This window comes from Agrobacterium sp. 10T429 (genome assembly GCF_056393925.1).
The window spans coordinates 488,770-507,962 of the sequence record NZ_JBFTGV010000001.1 but is presented as its reverse complement, the minus strand read 5'-3'; the positions used below and the strand labels follow the sequence as shown (position 1 = coordinate 507,962).

Annotated in this window: 14 protein-coding genes; 7 read left to right on the top strand and 7 right to left on the bottom strand. The window is 59.1% G+C overall.

Annotated features, from left to right (window positions below; all coding sequences use genetic code 11):
- Positions 1–282 precede the first annotated feature (282 nt).
- The gene (locus AC1DCP_RS02460) at positions 283–4,029 is read left to right on the top strand and encodes an ATP-binding protein (protein ID WP_112153176.1); all 3,747 of its coding nucleotides are present in this window, start codon (positions 283–285) and stop codon (positions 4,027–4,029) included.
- An 85-nt stretch (positions 4,030–4,114) separates the two neighbouring features.
- Positions 4,115–5,773 (top strand): ABC transporter permease, encoded by a 1,659-nt coding sequence (locus AC1DCP_RS02455; protein WP_065688331.1) that lies wholly within the window; start codon positions 4,115–4,117, stop codon positions 5,771–5,773.
- Between the two features lie 311 nt (positions 5,774–6,084).
- Here the strand turns inward: AC1DCP_RS02455 and AC1DCP_RS02450 are convergent, their stop codons facing one another.
- From AC1DCP_RS02450 to AC1DCP_RS02430, 5 genes are all read right to left on the bottom strand, one after another.
- Positions 6,085–6,897, bottom strand: coding sequence for an ABC transporter permease (locus AC1DCP_RS02450; protein ID WP_003515157.1), 813 nt, complete (start codon positions 6,895–6,897; stop codon positions 6,085–6,087).
- Between the two features lie 4 nt (positions 6,898–6,901).
- Positions 6,902–7,810, bottom strand: a complete 909-nt coding sequence (locus tag AC1DCP_RS02445) for an ABC transporter permease subunit (RefSeq protein ID WP_003515156.1) — start codon at positions 7,808–7,810, stop codon at positions 6,902–6,904.
- Between the two features lie 11 nt (positions 7,811–7,821).
- Positions 7,822–8,979, bottom strand: a complete 1,158-nt coding sequence (locus AC1DCP_RS02440) for an ABC transporter ATP-binding protein (RefSeq protein WP_003515155.1) — start codon at positions 8,977–8,979, stop codon at positions 7,822–7,824.
- Between the two features lie 179 nt (positions 8,980–9,158).
- Positions 9,159–10,256 carry a polyamine ABC transporter substrate-binding protein gene (locus tag AC1DCP_RS02435; protein ID WP_476774120.1) on the bottom strand — a complete coding sequence of 366 codons (1,098 nt, stop codon included), beginning with the start codon at positions 10,254–10,256 and terminating at the stop codon, positions 9,159–9,161.
- 151 nt (positions 10,257–10,407) lie between these two features.
- On the bottom strand, positions 10,408–11,823 hold the full coding sequence (locus tag AC1DCP_RS02430) for a helix-turn-helix domain-containing protein (protein WP_003515152.1): 1,416 nt from the start codon (positions 11,821–11,823) through the stop codon (positions 10,408–10,410).
- A gap of 254 nt (positions 11,824–12,077) precedes the next feature.
- Here AC1DCP_RS02430 and aceA point away from each other — a divergent pair, with 254 nt between their 5' ends.
- Entirely contained in the window at positions 12,078–13,367 is a 1,290-nt protein-coding gene (gene aceA, locus AC1DCP_RS02425; RefSeq protein WP_013635503.1) for an isocitrate lyase, read from the top strand.
- A gap of 83 nt (positions 13,368–13,450) precedes the next feature.
- Complete coding sequence (locus AC1DCP_RS02420) at positions 13,451–13,708, top strand: SMc00767 family acetate metabolism repressor (RefSeq protein WP_003515151.1); 258 nt, start codon at positions 13,451–13,453, stop codon at positions 13,706–13,708.
- A 6-nt stretch (positions 13,709–13,714) separates the two neighbouring features.
- Here AC1DCP_RS02420 and AC1DCP_RS02415 read toward each other — a convergent pair whose 3' ends face one another.
- Positions 13,715–14,587: a LysR family transcriptional regulator gene (locus tag AC1DCP_RS02415; protein ID WP_112153175.1), complete on the bottom strand. Its 873-nt coding sequence runs from the start codon at positions 14,585–14,587 to the stop codon at positions 13,715–13,717.
- 83 nt (positions 14,588–14,670) lie between these two features.
- Here AC1DCP_RS02415 and AC1DCP_RS02410 point away from each other — a divergent pair, with 83 nt between their 5' ends.
- Entirely contained in the window at positions 14,671–15,018 is a 348-nt protein-coding gene (locus tag AC1DCP_RS02410; protein ID WP_162696114.1) for a hypothetical protein, read from the top strand.
- 110 nt (positions 15,019–15,128) lie between these two features.
- Here the strand turns inward: AC1DCP_RS02410 and AC1DCP_RS02405 are convergent, their stop codons facing one another.
- Positions 15,129–16,310 carry a BaiN/RdsA family NAD(P)/FAD-dependent oxidoreductase gene (locus tag AC1DCP_RS02405; RefSeq protein WP_112153173.1) on the bottom strand — a complete coding sequence of 394 codons (1,182 nt, stop codon included), beginning with the start codon at positions 16,308–16,310 and terminating at the stop codon, positions 15,129–15,131.
- Positions 16,311–16,439: 129 nt separating this feature from the next.
- On the opposite strand from AC1DCP_RS02405, the gene AC1DCP_RS02400 reads away from it, so the two are divergent.
- Positions 16,440–17,876 carry a glutamine synthetase family protein gene (locus AC1DCP_RS02400; RefSeq protein WP_476774119.1) on the top strand — a complete coding sequence of 479 codons (1,437 nt, stop codon included), beginning with the start codon at positions 16,440–16,442 and terminating at the stop codon, positions 17,874–17,876.
- 10 nt (positions 17,877–17,886) lie between these two features.
- The gene (locus AC1DCP_RS02395) at positions 17,887–19,173 is read left to right on the top strand and encodes an NAD(P)/FAD-dependent oxidoreductase (RefSeq protein WP_003515145.1); all 1,287 of its coding nucleotides are present in this window, start codon (positions 17,887–17,889) and stop codon (positions 19,171–19,173) included.
- The last annotated feature ends 20 nt before the right edge of the window (positions 19,174–19,193 follow it).

The window sequence follows — 19,193 nt, the reverse complement described above, 5'->3', positions numbered from 1 at the left end:
CGAAAAAAGGCTTGGAAAGGCAAGCGGTTTTCATGGCGCCAGAGCTGGCAACAGTCGATAGCCGGGTATACCGCTTGTAATCTGGAACGGGGCCAGAACGGGTCTCGCCGGGCCTGTTCATGTTAACTCTATTTGGCGATTCATTCAGGCGGCGGTGGACCGCGCCGCCCTGTGAAGTTATTTAAAATTCTGTTAACGTGGTGCCTCAGCGGGTTTACGTTTCAGCTTCATGAGGAAGCCGAAAGCCTCGCAAGGTCCGGTAGTGCCAGAATAGGTTTCGACATGCCCGCCGTCCAGTATCCCTTTATCGATATCGCAGTGCATGAACGGGTGCGCGAAGGTTTCGGGCGCGGCGAGGCGATGGCTTTGTTCTCGCTCGATCTTCAGAGCGCGCTCTGGGCCAATGGGCGCGGTGCAGCGCTGTTCGGCACGCCGATGGTCTATGATTTTCTGGAACAGGGGCCCAAACGGCAGGACGTGACCTTCCGGCAGCTGGCCGCGACGGCGGCGCGTCTTTCGAAGACCGGCGACAGCCTGTCGTTTACCATTCGTATCAATGCGGGCTTCCGCAGCCTTGCCGTTACCGCCAAGGCGGAAATCATCGAGGCCGAACCGGGCCAGCCTGCTATTCTGTTTTCCGCCCTCACCGATCAGGCCGCACCTGACACGGCGGAATGCGCAAGGCGCATGATTGAAGGCTTTGACGATCCCGATATCCATATCGCTGTCATCAATGGCGATAACGAGGTCGTTGCCGCTTCGGCCAAGTTTGCGTCGCTCGGCATCACGCCGCATACGGCAAAGACGCTGGTTAGGATGGCCGCAGGTCAGGCTGGCCACCTCGTCAAACGGCCCGTGCCGACCGGCAAGGGTTACATGCCCGCCGCCGCCGGCCAGATCACAACATCGCCAGAACTCAATCTGTTGTTCGTGGTCGAAACCGCGCTCGGGACGCTCGATCCCGTTAACGGCTTTGCCGAAGACAAGCCGCAGGAAAACCCGGCCGCCGCCCAACCGGCTTTGCCGGTTGCCGAGACCGCGCCTGTTGCCGCAACGGCTGCCTCGTTCGATTCCGTGCTCGACGCCGTCGCCGGGATAGAAGATGTGGAGGACGTGCCGGAACTGCCTTCCGACGTCGAAGACGAAGTGACGGTGGAACAGGATGAGGAAGCCGTCCTGCCATTGCTTGCGGCAAAAGAAGAAACGGATGCTCCGGCGCATATCCCGCCGGAGGATGCCGATACGGCTGCGAATGCGGCTATGACGGACGATATTGCCGATATCTTCGAACTGGATGCGGATGAGGCAGAGGTTCCGGCAGCTGGTCAGGCTTCCAGCGAAGACCATACCGAACAGGCCCCGGACGTGGAGCGCGCAGAGGCGGAAGATGAGGTCGCTGAAACAATAGCGGCGCAGGACGCTGCACCCGTTGAAGAGGATGCCCCGGCGGCCGTGGAACAGACCGACGAACCCCGGCCTTTTGTCTTCAACGCCGGTGCGCGTGCATCCCGTTTCGTCTGGAAAATCGATGCCGAGGGCCGCTTCAGCTCGATCTCGCACGAATTTGCGGAGGCTGTGGGCGCGAAGGCGGCAGCTGTCGAAGGCATGAGTTTTGCCGATGTGGCGGCACTGTTCAATCTCGATCCGGAAGGCAAGATTCGCGAGCTTCTCGGCCGCCGTGATACCTGGTCTGGCAAGACGATCTATTGGCCGGTTGAAGGCACGTCTCTCATGGTGCCGATCGATCTCGCCGCCCTTCCCACCTATACGCGCTCGCGCGAATTTGACGGTTTCCGTGGTTTCGGCATCGTGCGGCTGGCCGATGCCGCAGAGGATCCGCACGCTACCGGCCTCACCTTCCTGCACGGCGAAGACATCCTTCAAACCGAGGTTTTGCCGCAGCCGGCTGCCGAGGATGAAGACGAGGAATTGCTGGCTTTTCTCGATGAGCTCGATGAGGAAACCCCGGCCGCTGAAGATGCGCCAGCCGAGATTTCGGACGAAGAGCGGCCCCACGATTACAGCCCGCCGGAATTCGAAGTGCCGGCCTTGGCAATCGTACCGACCCCGGAACCAGAGCCGGAGCCAACCTACTCCGACAAGGTCGTCCATCTGGAAGAGCGCCGCTGGCGCTCCCGCGAGGGCCTGACCGCAGGCGAGCAGGCCGCCTTCCGCGAAATTGGCCGGACGCTGGCACCCGTAGATGCCGTTTCAGACGAAGGCCCGAAGGCGGAAGAAGACGCTCCTTCTACCGATCCGGCTGCACAGCATATCCAAGACGATATCGACGCGGTAACGCAGGTGGACCTGCCGCCCGTGCTGGAAGAAGACGTTAATGCCGCAGAACCGGCTGAGGAAGACGATCTCTTCGCGGACTATGTTCGCGGCGAACGCCCTGCGGCCACGAACAAACCTGCCGATGAAATCCAGATCGAAGAAAAGACAGTCGCCTTCACCGAGGTGGTACCGGCGGCCGATATCGCTGCTGCGATGGTTAGCCCACCGCTGCGCCCCGCCGATGCGCTGAGCGCCGAAACGCTGGACCAGATGCCCGTGGCACTGCTGGTGCATGCCGGTGACAGGCTGATCCATGCCAATCCGGATTTCCTGCGGCTGACGGGCTACGGCTCTCTTGATGAATTGGACGAGGTCGGTGGACTGGAAGCCCTGCTGCAACGGCAGGAGCTTGAGGATATGCCTGATAACGAAGGCGGCATGGTCGTCGTCAGCGCCGAAAATGACATCATTCCGGTCAAGGCACGGCTGCAATCCATCCGCTGGGAAGACACCAAGGCGCTGATGCTGTCGCTGGTTCCGCTGGAAGAAAAGCAGGCACCGGTTACGGCAGCCAACGAGAATACGTCAGCGGCGGAAACCGCGAATGCCGACGCAGGCAGCGTTTCCGTATTGCAGGGCGAAGTCGAAGAACTGCATTCCATTCTGGAAACGGCAACGGATGGCGTGGTGCTTTTGGGAGACGACGGCGAAATCCGTTCGCTCAATCGCTCCGCCAGTGCGCTATTCAACTATGACAATGGCGAAATCGCAGGAAAGCCCTTCGTCACCCTGTTTGCGCATGAGAGCCAGCGCGCGGTGCTGGACTATCTTTCCGGCCTTGCCAATAACGGTGTCGCCAGCGTGCTGAACGATGGCCGCGAGGTGATCGGCCGCGAGGCATCCGGCGGTTTTCTGCCGCTGTTCATGACGATCGGGCGGCTCAAATCCTCGCACGGCTATTGCGTGGTCATCCGTGACATCACCCAGTGGAAGCGCACGGAAGAAGAGTTACGCAACGCCAAGCGCGCGGCGGAAACCGCCAATGCACACAAGACCGATTTTCTTGCGCGTGTCAGCCACGAAATCCGCACGCCTCTCAACGCCATCATCGGCTTCGCGGACATGATGGCGACCGAGCGTTTCGGGCCGATCGGTCATCCGCGTTATGTGGAATATTCCAATGATATCGGACGTTCGGGCCGGCATGTGCTCGATATCGTCAACGACCTCCTCGACATCTCCAAGATCGAAGCCGGGCAGATGGATGTCGATTTCATCGCGGTTCCGCTGAACGAGACGGTGGCCGAGGCGGTCTCGCTGGTGCAACCGCAGGCCAACAATCAGCGTGTCATCATCCGCACGGCGCTTTCGCAATCCGTTCCACAGATCGTTGCCGACCTGCGCTCGATCAAGCAGATCGTGCTCAACATCCTGTCGAACGCCATCCGCTTCACGCCATCAGGCGGCCAGATCGTAGTTTCCACTGCCTATGAGGCCAATGGCAGCGTCGCGCTGCGTATCCGCGACACCGGCATCGGCATGACCCGAGCTGAGCTGGAACAGGCCATGAAGCCGTTCCGGCAGGTGGCGTCATCGGGCAAGCGCGTGCGCGGCGATGGCACCGGGCTCGGCCTTCCCTTGACCAAGGCGATGGTGGACGCCAACCGTGCGAACTTCTCCATCACCTCGACACCGAACGAGGGAACGCTGGTGGAAATTACCTTTCCGTCGCAGCGGGTTCTTGCCAACTGAGGCCATGCGGGCGTAGCAATGCGGGAACCGCCGGCTAAACGGACAGCCGGTTGAGGCTTTCGCAGGACATCAGGCTGGCATTTCCATGACGGTTTCCATTCCGGCAACAAGACGCGTTTCATTGTTGCCCATCACGGCGGTCATCGTCGCAGCCATCGCCGCCATGCCTGTTCTGGCGGTCTTCTGGCTGGCGCTGACCGGCAGCACGGAAGGATGGCAACACCTTCTAGCCAATGTTCTGCCGCGCGCCGGGTTGCGCACCTTCCTGCTGCTGGCGATGACGGCCGCAACGACGGCATTGTTCGGCATTGTCTGCGCCTGGCTCGTCACCACATTCGAATTCCCTTTGCGGCGGGTATTGTCGGCGGCACTTGTCCTGCCGCTCGCCATTCCCTCGTATCTGGCAGCCTATGCTTTCGGCGAGTTCCTGGATTTCACCGGCCCGGTACAAAGCGCCCTTCGCGCCGCCTTCGGCTATCACAGCATCCGCGACTACTGGTTTCCGGACGTACGCTCGCTTGGCGGCGCCGTGGTGGTTCTGAGTTCGGTGCTTTACCCTTATGTCTATCTCTCGGCCCGCGCCGCCTTTTCCATGCAGGGACGGTTTGCGGCCGAAGCTGCGCGCACACTTGGTGCGAAACCGCTTGGCGTATTCTTTTCCGTTCAATTGCCGATGGCGCGGCCGGCGATCGCCATCGGTCTTTCGCTGGTCCTGATGGAAACGCTGAACGATATTGGCGCTGTCGAATATCTCGGTGTCCAGACGCTGACTTTCACGATTTACGAGACCTGGCTCAATCGCGGCAATCTTGCCAATGCGACACAGATCGCCGCTGTCATTCTGCTCATTGTCGGCGCGTTGATCTTCATCGAACGCAATGCCCGCGAAAAACAGCGCTTTGCCGCTCCAAAAGCCACGACCATGGCGCAACGCCACCGGTTGAAAAGCCTTCGCGGCTGGCGGCGCTGGTCTGCAAGCCTCTTCTGCATCGTTCCCGTGGCGAGTGGTTTCCTCATTCCCGTCATCGTTCTTGGCGGTTACGCCGCAAAAAGGCTGGATGCGCTGTTTGCGCCGAAGCTGCTGAAAGCACTCGGTCACAGTCTCGAGGTCTCGCTTTCCGCCGCCTTCGTCACCCTGATTGCGGCTTTCGTATTTTCCTATGCCATCCGCACCGAGCGCTCGCGGACGTCAAAAGTGGCCGCGCGACTTGGCTCCATGGGATATGGCGTGCCGGGAACGGTGCTCGCCATCGGCGTGCTCATTCCCCTGGCCGGTCTCGACAATCACGTAGACGGGTTTGTCCGCTCCCATTTCGGATTTTCGAGCGGCCTGCTGCTGTCAGGCACTGCCTTTGCCATCATCTACGCCCATTCGGTGCGCTTCATGACCATGGCGGAGGGAACGCTTGATGCCGGGTTCCAGAAGCTCTCGCCGCATATCGACATGGCCTCGCGAACGCTTGGGCGCAACCGGTTGCAGACACTGTTCAAGGTGCTGCTGCCGAATATGCGGCCTGCGGCGCTGACAGCCTTTCTTCTGGTACTGATCGAATCCATGAAGGAGCTGCCGGCGACGATCCTGCTGCGGCCCTTCGGCTTCAACACGCTCGCCACGCTGGTCTATGAAGACGCGTCCCGCTCAAGGGTGCAGGATGCCGCCGTGCCGGCGATCATCATCATCATTGCCGGGCTTATCCCCGTGCTTCTCGTGTCGAAATCGATGGATCATCCGGAAAACCGCTGAAGGCAACCCGCATGGCGGCAAAAAGAAAGGCGGCCTCTCGGCCGCCTGTATTAGTTGTGCTTTTTTAACGAGAGAAAGGGGGACAACCTCGCCATATGGAAATTATCAATCCCGGCTATCTAAAGTTTGACAGCCCTGCGTTGGGATTTACTTTCCGCCAACTCCTATTAACAAGCGGTTAAAACCAAAATCGATCAATTACCGACGATAATTCCTATTTTGAGACCGTAAAAGTCAAAAACTAAATTACAGGTTTCTAATTTTATCGACGCCTCAACAGTAACGCGTAGAAATCGGAGAGGAATATTCGATCAGTTGCGCGCGGCTGCGTGTTCGTCCTTCATTCGCTGGAGTTCCGTGCGTTTTGAGGCGATGGAAGCGACAATCACGCCGATTGTGACAAGCCCGATAAGGATCGTGCAGATGGCGTTGATCTCAGGTGTGACACCAAGACGAACCTGCGAATAAATCTTGATCGGCAGCGTCGTCGCACCCGGACCGGTGGCGAAACTTGCGATCACGAGATCATCGAGCGACAGCGTAAACGCCAGCATCCAGCCGGCGATGACGGCCGGGAAGATCAGCGGCAGGGTAATTTTGAAGAAGGTCTTGACCGGCGGGCAACCGAGATCGAGCGCTGCTTCCTCGAGGCTGCGATCAAAGGTCAACAGGCGCGACTGCACGACGATTGCCACATAACACATGGTGAAGGTGGTGTGTGCGATGACCACCGTCCAGAAGCCGCGATCCACCCCGACGGCCACGAACAGCAAAAGCAGCGACAGACCGGTAATGACCTCCGGCATGACGAGCGGCGCATAGATCATGCCCGAAAACAGCACGCGTCCCGGAAAGCGCGCAAAGCGCGTCAGAGACAGCGCCGCCAGCGTTCCGAGGATGGTGCCGATGGTGGCGCTCAAAATACCGACACGAAGCGTCACCCAGGCTGCATCCATCAGCCCCTGGTTCGACCACATGGACTTGTACCATTGCAGCGAAAATCCGCCCCAGACGGTGACCAGCTTAGAGGCATTGAAGGAATAAACAATCAGGATGATGATCGGGATGTAGAGAAAGGCAAAACCGAGGGTCAGGACGGTGATGTCGAATTTTCCGCGTTTCATGGCCTCACCCGACTTTCTTCTGCTGGTTCTGGAAGATGGCGATGGGCACCACCAGCAACAGTAGAAGCAGCACCGCAACGGCGGATGCTAGGGGCCAGTCGCGGTTGCCGAAGAATTCAGTCCAGAGGGTCTTGCCGATCATCAGCGTCTGCGCACCGCCAAGCAGATCGGGAATGACGAATTCGCCGGTTATCGGGATGAAACAGATCATCGACCCGGCCACCACACCCGGAAGCGACAGCGGGAAGGTAATCTTCCAGAAGGCCTTCCAGGGCGGGCAACCCAGATCGGCCGCCGCTTCCAGAAGCGTATTGTCGAATTTTTCCAGCGCCGAATAAAGCGGCAGCACCATGAACGGCAGATAGGAATAGACGATTCCGATGAAGATCGCAGTCTCGGTGCGGAAGATATTGACCTGCTGGTCCGGCCCCAGAAAACCGAGCCATTGGAACAGCACCGTCAGCAGACCTTCGGGCTTCAGAATACCGATCCAGGCGTAAACGCGGATCAGGAACGAGGTCCAGAACGGCAGGATGACCAGCATCACCAGCGTCGGGCGGATGGATGACGGCGAACGCGCCATGGCAAGAGCCATGGGATAACCGATCAGCAACAGCAGGAAGGTGGAGATGAATGCGATGCGCAGCGACGAGAGATAGGCGTCGATGTAGAGCGGGTCTTCCGTCAGAAACAGGTAGTTTTCGAAATCCAGCTGCGAGAAGAATGCGCCAAGCTTCGAAAACCCTTCGAAGACTGGCGTATAGGGCGGCATGGATATCGCCGTATCCGAAAGCGATATTTTGAAAATGATGAAAAAGGGCGCTGCAAAAAACAGCATCAGCCAGAAATAGGGAACCGCGACGACCAGCCATCGCCAGGGACTTTGCCGGTTTTCAGGAGTGGTGATCGCCATAAAAGCCTCCCTCAGTGCGTTAGCACAAGACCGGAATCCTGTTTCCAGTTCAACCACACCATATCGCCAAAGGTGATCGGGCGATCCACGAGACGCGAGACATTCGCCTGCGCTGCACGGATGACACGGCCATCGGCAAGCTTTACGATGAACACCGAGAAGTCACCGAGATAGCCGATATCCCAGACTTCGCCATAAGCGGAATTGACGGCGCTGTCGGTGGGTTGATCGAGCGAGATGCGGACCTTTTCCGGGCGGATGGCGAAAGCCACCCGGCTTCCGGTGACAGCGGCACATTCCTGCTCCACGGCAACTGTCAGCCCGTCGCAATCGAGTGTCACCAGTCCCGGCTTGCCGATATCGGACGCGTTAGTGACGACATTGGCGTCGAAAATATTGATGTCGCCGATGAAATCCGCCACGTAACGGCTGTTCGGCGCCTCGTAGATTTCGGCAGGCGTTGCCACCTGCACCACAATGCCCTTGTCCATGACCGCGATCCGGTCCGACACCGTCATTGCCTCTTCCTGGTCATGGGTGACGATCAAGAAGGTGAGGCCGAGATTGGTCTGGATGTCCATCAGCTCGAATTGGGTTTCCTCGCGCAGCTTCTTGTCGAGCGCACCGAGCGGTTCATCCAGCAAAAGCACCTTCGGCCGCTTGGCAAGCGAGCGGGCAAGCGCCACGCGCTGCCGCTGGCCGCCCGAAAGCTGGCTCGGCTTGCGCTTGGCAAACTCGCTGAGCTTGACGAGCCGCAGCATTTCCTCGACCCGCGAGGATACTTCTGCCTTGGGCAGACCGTCCTGCTCCAGACCAAAGGCAATGTTCTTTTCCACCGACATATGCGGGAAAAGGGCGTAGGACTGAAACATCATATTGGTCGGGCGCTTGTAGGGCGGCACGCCGGAAATATCCTTGCCCTGGAGGAGAATACGCCCATTGGTCGGTTCCTCGAAACCGGCCAGCATGCGCATCAGCGTGGTCTTGCCGCAGCCGGAAGGACCGAGCAGCGAAAAGAACTCCCGTTCGTAAATATCGAGCGTCAGATTATCGACGGCGACGAAATCGCCAAACCGCTTGGTGACGTTTTCAAAACGGATGAAGGGAACCGCATCGGGATTGTCCCAAGGGCTAAATTTGCGTTTGACCGGCCCCAGAGTTTTCGCCATTCACCCTACCCTCAAATCCCGTTGATTTTGTAGATTTGAGCATCGGATTTCCCGAAAACCGCGTCACACTTTTCGGTCCGATGCCATGAGGCGGGCAGCGCCGGCAGGTTGCGTGACCTGCCGGCAAGGTATCAGAGAAACAGGCCCGCCGGCCGTTTCTCAACCAGCGCGCGGAGCTATCAGCTACCGGTCTTTATCTGCGTCCAGACGCGGTTCAAGACACGCTGTTCCTTCGGTCCGTAGGGTGAGATGGTGAAGAGCTTCTTCATCGTCTCGGCATTGGGGTAGACCGCCGGGTTCTTGGCAACCGACGGATCCATCAGCGCCTGCGAGGCAAGGTTGCCGTTCGCATACTGAACATAGTTGGACGCCTTGGCGATGACTTCCGGGCGCATCAGGTAGTTTATGAAGGTGTGAGCTTCCTCGACATTCTTGGCATCCGCCGGGATGGCAAGGTTGTCGAACCACATATAGGTGCCTTCCTTCGGGATGACGTAGTTCACCTCGACGCCGTTCTTGGCTTCTTCGGCACGCTTTTTCGCCTGAAGAATGTCACCCGACCAGCCGATCGTGATGCAGCTGTCGCCATTTGCCAGCTCGTCGATATAGGCGGAGGAGTTGAAGGTCTTCACGAAGGGACGGATATTCGAATAGACGGCACCGCCCGCTTCCAGATCGGCCGTTTCCTTGCTGTCCGGGTTCTTGCCGAGGTAATTCATCGCGATGGCGAAGGTCTCGTCCGATGCATCGAGAATATTGATGCCACAGGATTTCAGCTTTTCGGCATTTTCCGGCTTAAAGAGAATATCCCAGCTGTCGACCGGAACATCAACGAGAGCCGCCTTCACCTTGGCGACGTTATAGCCGATGCCTGTTGTGCCCCACATGTAGTTCACGGCATACTCGTTGCCGGGGTCGTATTTCGCCAGACGCTCGGAGACATCCGGCCACATGTTCTTCAGATTCGGCAACTTGGACTTGTCGAGTTTCTGGAAAACACCGGCATTGATCTGGCGGGCGAGGAAGGGGCCAGTCGGCACCACCACGTCGTAGCCGGAGCTGCCGGCCAGAAGCTTCGTTTCCACGAGTTCGTTGCTGTCGAATACATCGTAAACGACCTTGATGCCGGTTTCCTTGGTGAAATCGGTAAGGATCGATTCGTCGATATAATCCGACCAGTTAAAGACGTGAACGACCTTCTCCTGGGCCATTGCCGAGCCTGCAGCAACGAGCGCCGTCGTGAGAGCCAAAGTGAAACGGAGCGAACGGTTTTTCATGATTTCTCCTGTTAACGCATCCTCGTGACGGAAGCGTGATCCCCTTTTTTAGTGAGACTAGAAAGGAAAACAAAAGGGAGCAAGCGGGAAATGTGCAGCACAGCATTTTCAACCGAATGTGTTCCACCGGGAAAAAAGTGATGCGAAACCTCTACTGGAAGTCGAAAACACTAAGACCGGTCACCATTTCGTCCAGACCGAGCGGCCTCGTCAGCGGGGCCTCCGCCCGCGACAGACAGCCCTGCCTTTCACACAGCCGGCACGAGGGACCAATGGCAATGGTCGGCCCACCTGCGCCGGCAGCTCCATAAACCGTCTCCCCGGCCTGGGCGAGATCGCAGCCCAGAAGCACGGCCGTTCGCCGCACCCTTTCGCCGAAACCGGCCTGCGGGCCTTCAAGCGTGCGCGACACAGTCAGGAAGGCGTCACCGTCAGGCATCTCCACCGGCTCCACCAGCACCTGCCCCGGCTGGGCAAAAGCTGCGTGGATATTAAGACGCGGACAGAGGCCGCCAAACCGTGCCCTCGGGAAACCACCGGCGCCCGCAAGACGGAAACGGTTGCCGGCATTGTCAGTCTCCATCAGAAAGAACGGGATTGCCGCAGCCGTCGGCCTTTGCAGGCTGACGAGCCTGTTGGCGGCCTGCTCGAACGACACATTGAAGCGTGATCGCAGGACATCGAGATCGTATTTCGCGCGCTGGGCGGCACTCAAAAACGCACCATAGGGCATCATCAGGGCGTGGGCGGCATAACGCGCCAGCTCGAAGCGGGCGATGCGCCGTGCCTCCTCCCCCTTCAGGCCAAGCGTCTCCAGCTCAGCGCCAATCTCCTCTCGAAGCGCCAGAAGACAGGTTTCCATCGCCATTTCCCTGAGCTGATCCGGCTGCGACAGGCGCTCGGACAAAAACAGCCGCATGGAATGGCGGTCATAACGCCGCCGCAGATTGGGCATGGCATGGACCGGCAGAGTTCTGACCACGATACCGTGGTTTTTCTGAAGCCATGCGCGAAGGCCCGCGGCGAGATCTTCGCCCGCCGACAATTGCTTGTGGAGTTCTTCTGCCGCCGCATCGATGGAATGGACATAGGCCGGCCGGTTTTCAAAGACGTGCCGCACCTCGTCGATCGGCAGTCGGGTGGAGGAAAGCGCCGTCTCATGTCCTTCGCGCGCCAGAAGATCCGAGAGGTCGGAAAGGCGCTGCGCCTGTTCCCGATAGGCCCTATACAGCTTGACGACGCCACTTGCCGCATTGGGCGCGGCATCTGCCACCTCGATCAGCTCCTGCGGCGACGGCACCTCGCCCACCAAGAGCGGATCGGCGAAGACCTCGCGCAATTGCCCGGCGGAACCGGCACTCTCGCCTTGCAGGTCGTCCAGATCCACCTTGTAGACTGAAGCGAGCTTCAAGAGCAGCTGCACGGTCAGCGGCCGCTGATTGCGCTCGATGAGATTGAGGTAGGAAGGCGAGATCGCCAGCGCCTCGGCCATGGCCGTCTGCGTCAGCGCCAGACCGTTGCGAATACGACGTACGCGCGGGCCAGCAAAAATCTTGTTTTCCGACACAGCCTCAACCTCACATCGAAAGACTCATACAAGTCTGTTACAAAATCGCCGGGCATAATGCTTTTACAAAGTTTACAATTTTACAGCTCCACCCTGTAATGCATACTACAGCATAACCTCTTTCAAGTCACTGTTTTTATGTTTGTTCTGGCGCTCAAACTCATGAAAATGTAAATGTAGTCACATCGAACGGCACTTCACACAGCTGAAGACAGCACGTTTCTGAAACTGCATTTGTCATGGGAGAGAGAAGTATGACGGATTTTTACAAACTTGTTCCGGGCGCACCGCAGGGACGCTTCGACGGCATTGAGCGCACTTATACCGCCGCCGACGTGGAGCGGTTACGCGGCTCCGTTGAAATCCGCCATTCGCTGGCCGAGATGGGTGCCAATCGGCTGTGGAAGCTGATCAACGAAGAGAATTTCATCAATGCGCTCGGCGCGCTTTCCGGCAACCAGGCCATGCAGATGGTTCGCGCCGGGCTGAAGGCGATCTATCTTTCCGGCTGGCAGGTTGCGGCAGATGCCAACACGGCCTCCGCCATGTATCCGGACCAATCGCTCTACCCCGCCAATGCGGCGCCAGAGCTTGCAAAGCGCATCAACCGCACCTTGCAACGGGCAGACCAGATCGAGACGGCAGAGGGCAAGGGCCTTTCGGTCGACACGTGGTTCGCGCCTATCGTTGCCGATGCGGAAGCAGGTTTCGGGGGACCGCTCAACGCCTTCGAGATCATGAAGGCATTCATCGAGGCCGGTGCAGCCGGTGTACACTATGAAGACCAGCTGGCATCTGAAAAGAAGTGCGGCCATCTCGGCGGCAAGGTTCTGATCCCCACGGCGGCGCATATTCGCAACCTGACGGCGGCACGACTTGCAGCCGACGTCATGGGCGTGCCGACGCTGGTCATCGCCCGCACCGATGCGGAGGCAGCCAAGCTTTTGACCTCTGATATTGACGAGCGCGACCAGCCCTTCGTCGACTACGATGCCGGCCGCACCGTCGAGGGCTTCTATCAGGTGAAGAACGGTCTTGAACCCTGCATCGCCCGTGCGGTGGCCTATGCGCCCTATTGCGATCTGATCTGGTGCGAGACCTCCAAGCCAGATCTCGAGCAGGCGCGCAGGTTTGCCGAGGGCGTGCACAAGGTGCATCCCGGCAAGAAGCTCGCTTACAATTGCTCGCCGTCGTTCAACTGGAAAAAGCACCTCGACGACGCGACCATTGCCAAGTTCCAGCGCGAACTCGGGGCAATGGGCTACAAGTTCCAGTTCATCACGCTGGCCGGCTTCCACCAGCTGAATTACGGCATGTTCGAACTGGCGCGCGGCTACAAGGAGCGGCAGATGGCGGCCTATTCCGAGCTTCAGGAAGCGGAATTCGCGGCCGAGGTAAACGGCTACACCGCCACCAAGCACCAGCGCGAAGTCGGCACCGGCTACTTCGACGCCGTGTCGCTGGCAATCTCGGGCGGCACGTCTTCGACCACCGCCATGAAGGAATCCACCGAGCATGACCAGTTCCGCCCGGCGGCGGAATAAACTGGAAAACTGCCCTTCCCTTGAACGGGAAGGGCTTGCAAATCGCATCAAGAACCCCAACCAATAAAGAGAGGAGAAATGCCATGAATGCCCATAACCCCATCAAGACCCACGTCAAGGAACGCGCCGAGGAGCAGTCCTCCGCCATGACGCAGGATCAACAGGTCGCCATCCGCATGCTGGCCAACGATCTGCACCGCCTCAATCAGGCCGTCATGAAGGCAGTTGAGGCCGGTGTTTCCGTTGAACTCGTCCGCTCAGCCCGCCATCACGGCGGGGGCGGCAACTGGGGCGATCTTCTGATCCCGGTCATCGTTGCGCAGGGAAGTGCTGCTGCGTGACACCGCTCATGCCGGACGGCTTTTTCGTCCGGCGTACAAATCGGAATGTCGCTTGATGAGACGCGTCATCCGGTCCGCCACCGTCCGTATATCGCGACGGTGGCGATCGTCGTTGTTCATGACGATCCACTGGTTGTGACGAAGCGCTTCGATTTCGTCACCCTCACGCATCAGCCGCGCATCGGCATCGCCCACGAAACACGGCAGCACGGCAACCCCTGCTCCGGCCAGTGCCAGATCGAGCAGTGCCGTCGGCCTGCTAACCGTCACCACGATCTCATTACCACGGTTTTCATGCGGCCAGCGCAGGTAGGCGGAAATGGCGTTTTCTTCCGCCACCGCCAACCACCGGTCTGAAACGGAGCTGGCGGCGTTGCGCAACCTGTAGGGCGCATAGGCCACCTCCCCCGTCTTGATGGCAGCGAGGTTGCGTTCCTCGGGCTCGAAAGCGCGAATGCCGATGTCGTTTTCACGGTGCGCCAAAGACGCCCTTTGTTCGGCGATGAAAAGGTCGATGCGGAAATCGTCGCGATCCGTGCAGATGGCGGAGAAATTTACTGCAAGCAGCCAGGCATTCCAGGTGCCGACGGCAATGCGCACGACGGAAGAGGTCGACGACGCCTTTTGCCATCCCTCGATATCCTTTGCGGCGTTTTCCATCGCCTGAAGGCGGTCAAACAGCGCGCGGCCTCCCGGTGTCAACGCGTATCCCGTCTGGCTGCGCTGGAACAGCGCCTTGCCGATACGCTCTTCCAGTTCGATCATGCGTCGCCCGATAGTCGCAGGGCTCAAACCCGTCAGCGCCGCAGCACCCGTAAGGCCGCCGCTGCGTGACACATCGAGGAAAAGTTGGTATGAGTCCCAAGTGACGTTTTTCATTTATGAAAAACGTAGCGCATTTTCTTGCGCAGATAAAACAAAAAACGGCGTGCATCATGGCCCTCCGCAACATGGAGAGTGACATGCACGTATTTTATTCAGCATTGGCCATCATCGAAAACCAGACGCCGCGCACGCGGCGGGAAGCCATCCGGCAGGAAGAGAAATTCTATGCCGATATGGCCGAGGCATCCTGGCCGTGGCGGCTGTTTACCGCGGTTGCTGCAAGGGCGAAAGCGAAGAGCCTGACCTTAATAAAAAAGGGCGATCAGGGCAGCCACGGCACCGGCTGCGATTGCAGTCAGGCGAAAGGCCAACTGCCTGCTCTCGCTTTCGGCGCGGGCGATGGCAATGGCGCGAGGGCGGCGATGTGCGGATCTGTTCATGCGCGGGCTCCTGACGAAAAACTCAACCGACCCATGCCCTGTTAAGAGCCTCCAGCATGACATCATGTACAGCGGAACCACAACGAGATTCGGCTTTGCTGGCATTCTGTCAGGATGACTCCGTGCCTGTTAACAAGGTGTTAATACGAGCGGTTTCAGGCGAATTCACCTGCTGCCTGACCGGAGGCCCAGGCCCACTGGAAATTATAACCGCCCAGCCAGCCGGTCACGTCAACACATTCGCCGATGAAATAGAGCCCGGCCAAGGTTTTCGCTGCCATGCTGCGGGAATCGAGGCCGGTCGTATCCACGCCGCCAAGTGTGACTTCCGCTGTGCGATACCCCTCGGAACCGGCTGGCTTGATCTGCCAGTCCTGCACCTCATTTGCCAGGGTCGCCAGAGCCTTGTCTGACATATCGGCAAGGTTGCCGGTCAGCCCCGATTTTTCGACGACATGTTGCGCCAGCCGTTTCGGCAGGATTTCCGCAAGAGCGGTCTGGGCCGACTGGCGGCCGTTCTTCTGTTTCGCTTCCTTTAGCAAGGCGACGATATCGCGCGCAGGCTCCAGTTTCAGGCGGATCGTATCGCCCTCCCGCCAATAGGAGGAGATTTGCAGGATTGAGGGGCCGCTTAGGCCCCGATGGGTAAACAGCAGTGCTTCGTTGAAAGCCGTTTTGCCATGGGAAATTTCGGCTGGCACGGCAACACCGGCAAGGGGGCTCAGCCTTTCCAGTGCCGCAGGATCAAGCGTCAGCGGCACGAGGCCGGGGCGCGTCTCGATGAGCGACAGGCCGAATTGCTCGGCGATCTGGTAGGCAAAACCCGTCGCACCCATTTTCGGGATCGACTTGCCGCCCGTTGCGACCACAAGGCTTTCCGCCTCGATGACGCCGCCGGAGGTCGTCACGCGAAACCGGCCGCCATCATATGCGACATCAGAAACAGCGGTTTCGAGCCTCAATTTCACCTTTGCAGCCTGCATTTCGCCAAGCAGCATGCGGATGATGTCCTTGGCGCTATCGTCGCAGAACAGCTGCCCAAGCGTCTTTTCATGCCAGGCGATACGATGTTTTTCGACCAGAGCGATGAAATCGCGCGGCGTGTAACGGGCAAGTGCGGATTTGGCGAAATGCGGGTTGGCGGAGAGATAATTCTTCGGCCCGGCGTGGATGTTGGTGAAATTGCAGCGGCCGCCGCCGGAGATGCGGATTTTCTCGCCCGGCGCCTTGGCGTGGTCGAGGATGATGACGGAGCGGCCGCGCTGGCCGGCACGGATGGCGCACATCATGCCGGCAGCCCCCGCCCCCAAAATCAGCACGTCACATTTGTCTGCCATAGTTGTTTTCCGTTTGCTTCTCCCTTTCCTCTTTTCGAAGTGTCGCCCGTTGTCAATGGCGCTTTCCCCCTCGCCAATTGCCAAACTCCGGTTATGATGGCGCCAGTCGAAACACAGACCCGGTGATACATGCCCCCGAAGAAAACCATGCTCCGCCCGAAGAAACAGGCAACCATGGCAAAGAAACCTCCCCTCGACCTTTCCTCTACCCGTGGCGTTTCCTCCTGGCGCGAAGCTTCGCAATGGTTGAGAGCGCGCGGTATTGAGGATATTGAATGCATAACACCCGATCTTGCCGGGGTCGCGCGTGGCAAGATGATGCCGACGGCGAAGTTTACGGGCGACACCTCGCTTGCCCTGCCCTCCGCCCTCTATCGCCACACGATCTCGGGCGAATATCCGGATGAGACGGCAAACTTCCGCTATGAGCCGCGCGACAGCGACCTGAAGCTTGTGCCTGATCTTTCCACGCTGTCCGTGGTGCCATGGGAAAGCGACCCGACCGCGCAGGTGATCTGCGATGTCGTGGATGCCGAGGGTAATTTCGTTCCCTATACGCCGCGCAACGTGCTGAAAAACGTGCTTTCGCTTTACACGGAAAAAGGCTGGAAGCCGGTCGTCGCGCCGGAAATCGAATTCTACCTGGTCGCCATGAATGACGACCCTGACTATCCGCTGCATCCGCCGAAGGGCCGCTCCGGACGCTCCATTGTCGGTGGGCAGAGCTATTCCATCGCCGGCATCAACGAGTTCGACKAACTGATCGACGATATCTATCACTTCTCCGAAAAGCAGGGCCTCGAGATCGATACCCTGATCCACGAGGAAGGCCCGGCCCAGCTGGAAATTAACCTGCGCCATGGCGATCCGATCGAACTTGCCGACCAGGTGTTCCTGTTCAAGCGCACGATCCGTGAAGCAGCATTGAAGCATGGCATCTACGCCACCTTCATGGCCAAGCCCATGCAGGGTCAACCGGGTTCGGCCATGCATATCCATCAGTCGGTGGTGGAGATCGACAGCGGCCGCAATATCTTCTCCAACAAGGACGGCGGCCCATCCAAGGAGTTCTTCGCCTTCGTCGGCGGCATGCAGCGTTATGTTCCGAACGCGCTGGTGATGCTTGCTCCTTACGTGAATTCCTATCGCCGCCTCACGCCTGATATGGCTTGCCCGGTCAACAATGCCTGGGGTTACGACAATCGCACGACGGCTTTCCGCGTGCCGATTTCCAGCCCGCAGGCAAGGCGTGTCGAAAACCGCCTGCCGAGTTCGGATGCCAATCCCTATCTCGCGCTTGCCGCTTCGCTTGCCTGCGGCTGGCTCGGCATCGTCAACAATATCGAGCCGACCGAACCGACCGCCGATACGGCCAATGAAGGCTCCATCGACCTGCCGCGCGGGCTGCTGGAAGCCGTGGCGCTGCTGGAAGGCGAAGAACAGTTCGAGCGGGTGTTCGGCCATGAATTCGTCGGCCTTTATGCGGGCCTGAAGCGCGGGGAATTCGAGACATTCATGCAGGTCATCAGCCCATGGGAGCGGGAATTCCTGCTTCTCAACGTGTGAGGTCTGAAGCATGACGTGGCAAAGCCCGATAGCGCCGGGGATTTCCTGGTATCAGGCAAGCGCCCAGGAGCGGCCGCAATATCCGGCGCTCGACGGGTCGAAAGCAGTGGACGTCGCGGTCGTCGGCGGCGGCTATACCGGGCTTCAGGCCGCCTTTAATCTTGCCGCCAACGGTGTCTCCGTCGCCTTGATCGAGGCGCATCGTTTCGGCGACGGCGCATCCGGCCGCAACGGCGGGCAATTTGGCACCGGGCAGCGCTCGTTTCCCGACGAGATGGAAGACGAGATCGGCTTCGAGCAGTCCAAGGTACTGTTCGATATCGCCGAGGATGCCAAGCACTACGTCCTCAACTTCGCCCGCGATCACGGCATCGACATGGAGTATCTGCCGGGGCAGCTCTATGTGGCGCACAAGGCTGCTTACGAAGACGATTACCGCAAAAGCGTCGATGCGATGAACAATCGCTACGGCTATCCGCATATTTCCTACATGGAGCGGGCGGACGCACGCAGACGTGTCGGCTCCAGCCATTATTTCGGCGGCACACGCGATACCGGCACCGGCCATATCCATCCGCTGAAGCTGCTGGTCGGGCTTGCGAAAGCCGCAAAAGAGGCGGGCGCCGGCATCCATGAAATGACGCCCGCCAAATCCATACGCCAGGCGGGCGGCAAGACCATTATCGAAACGCCCTCCGGCACGCTGACCGCAACGCGGGTGCTGATTGCGACCAATGCCTATATCGGCAATCTGGAACCGGTGACGGCGGCCCATATCATGCCCATCCGCTCCTTCATCGGCGCGACCGCACCGCTTGACGCTTATCCTGACATTATTCCCGGCAAGGAAGCCGTGGCCGATTCCCGTTTCGTGGTGCGCTATTTCCGCAAGACGGTCGACAACCGGCTGCTGTTCGGCGGGCGCGAGGCCTATACGGCCGATACGCCGCGCGACATTTCCAGCCATATTCGCCGGCAGATCGCGGAAATCTATCCCGAACTCGGAAATGTCGAGATCACCCATTCCTGGGGCGGCTCCGTCGGCATCACCCTGCCAAGGCGGGTGTTCGTGCGGGAAGTCATGCCAGGGGTCACCTCCATCGGCGGTTATTCCGGACACGGGGTGATGCTGTCGAACTATTGCGGCAAGCTCTATGCCGATCTCGTTCTCGGCAGACAGGATATGCTGGCGCCATTCGCGCGGTTGAAGGTTCCTTCGTTCCCCGGCGGCGCATCGCTGCGGGCACCGCTGCTTTTCCTGGCGCTCTCATGGTACGCGTTGCGAGACAGGTTTTAGGAAATCCGCCCACCTCTGGA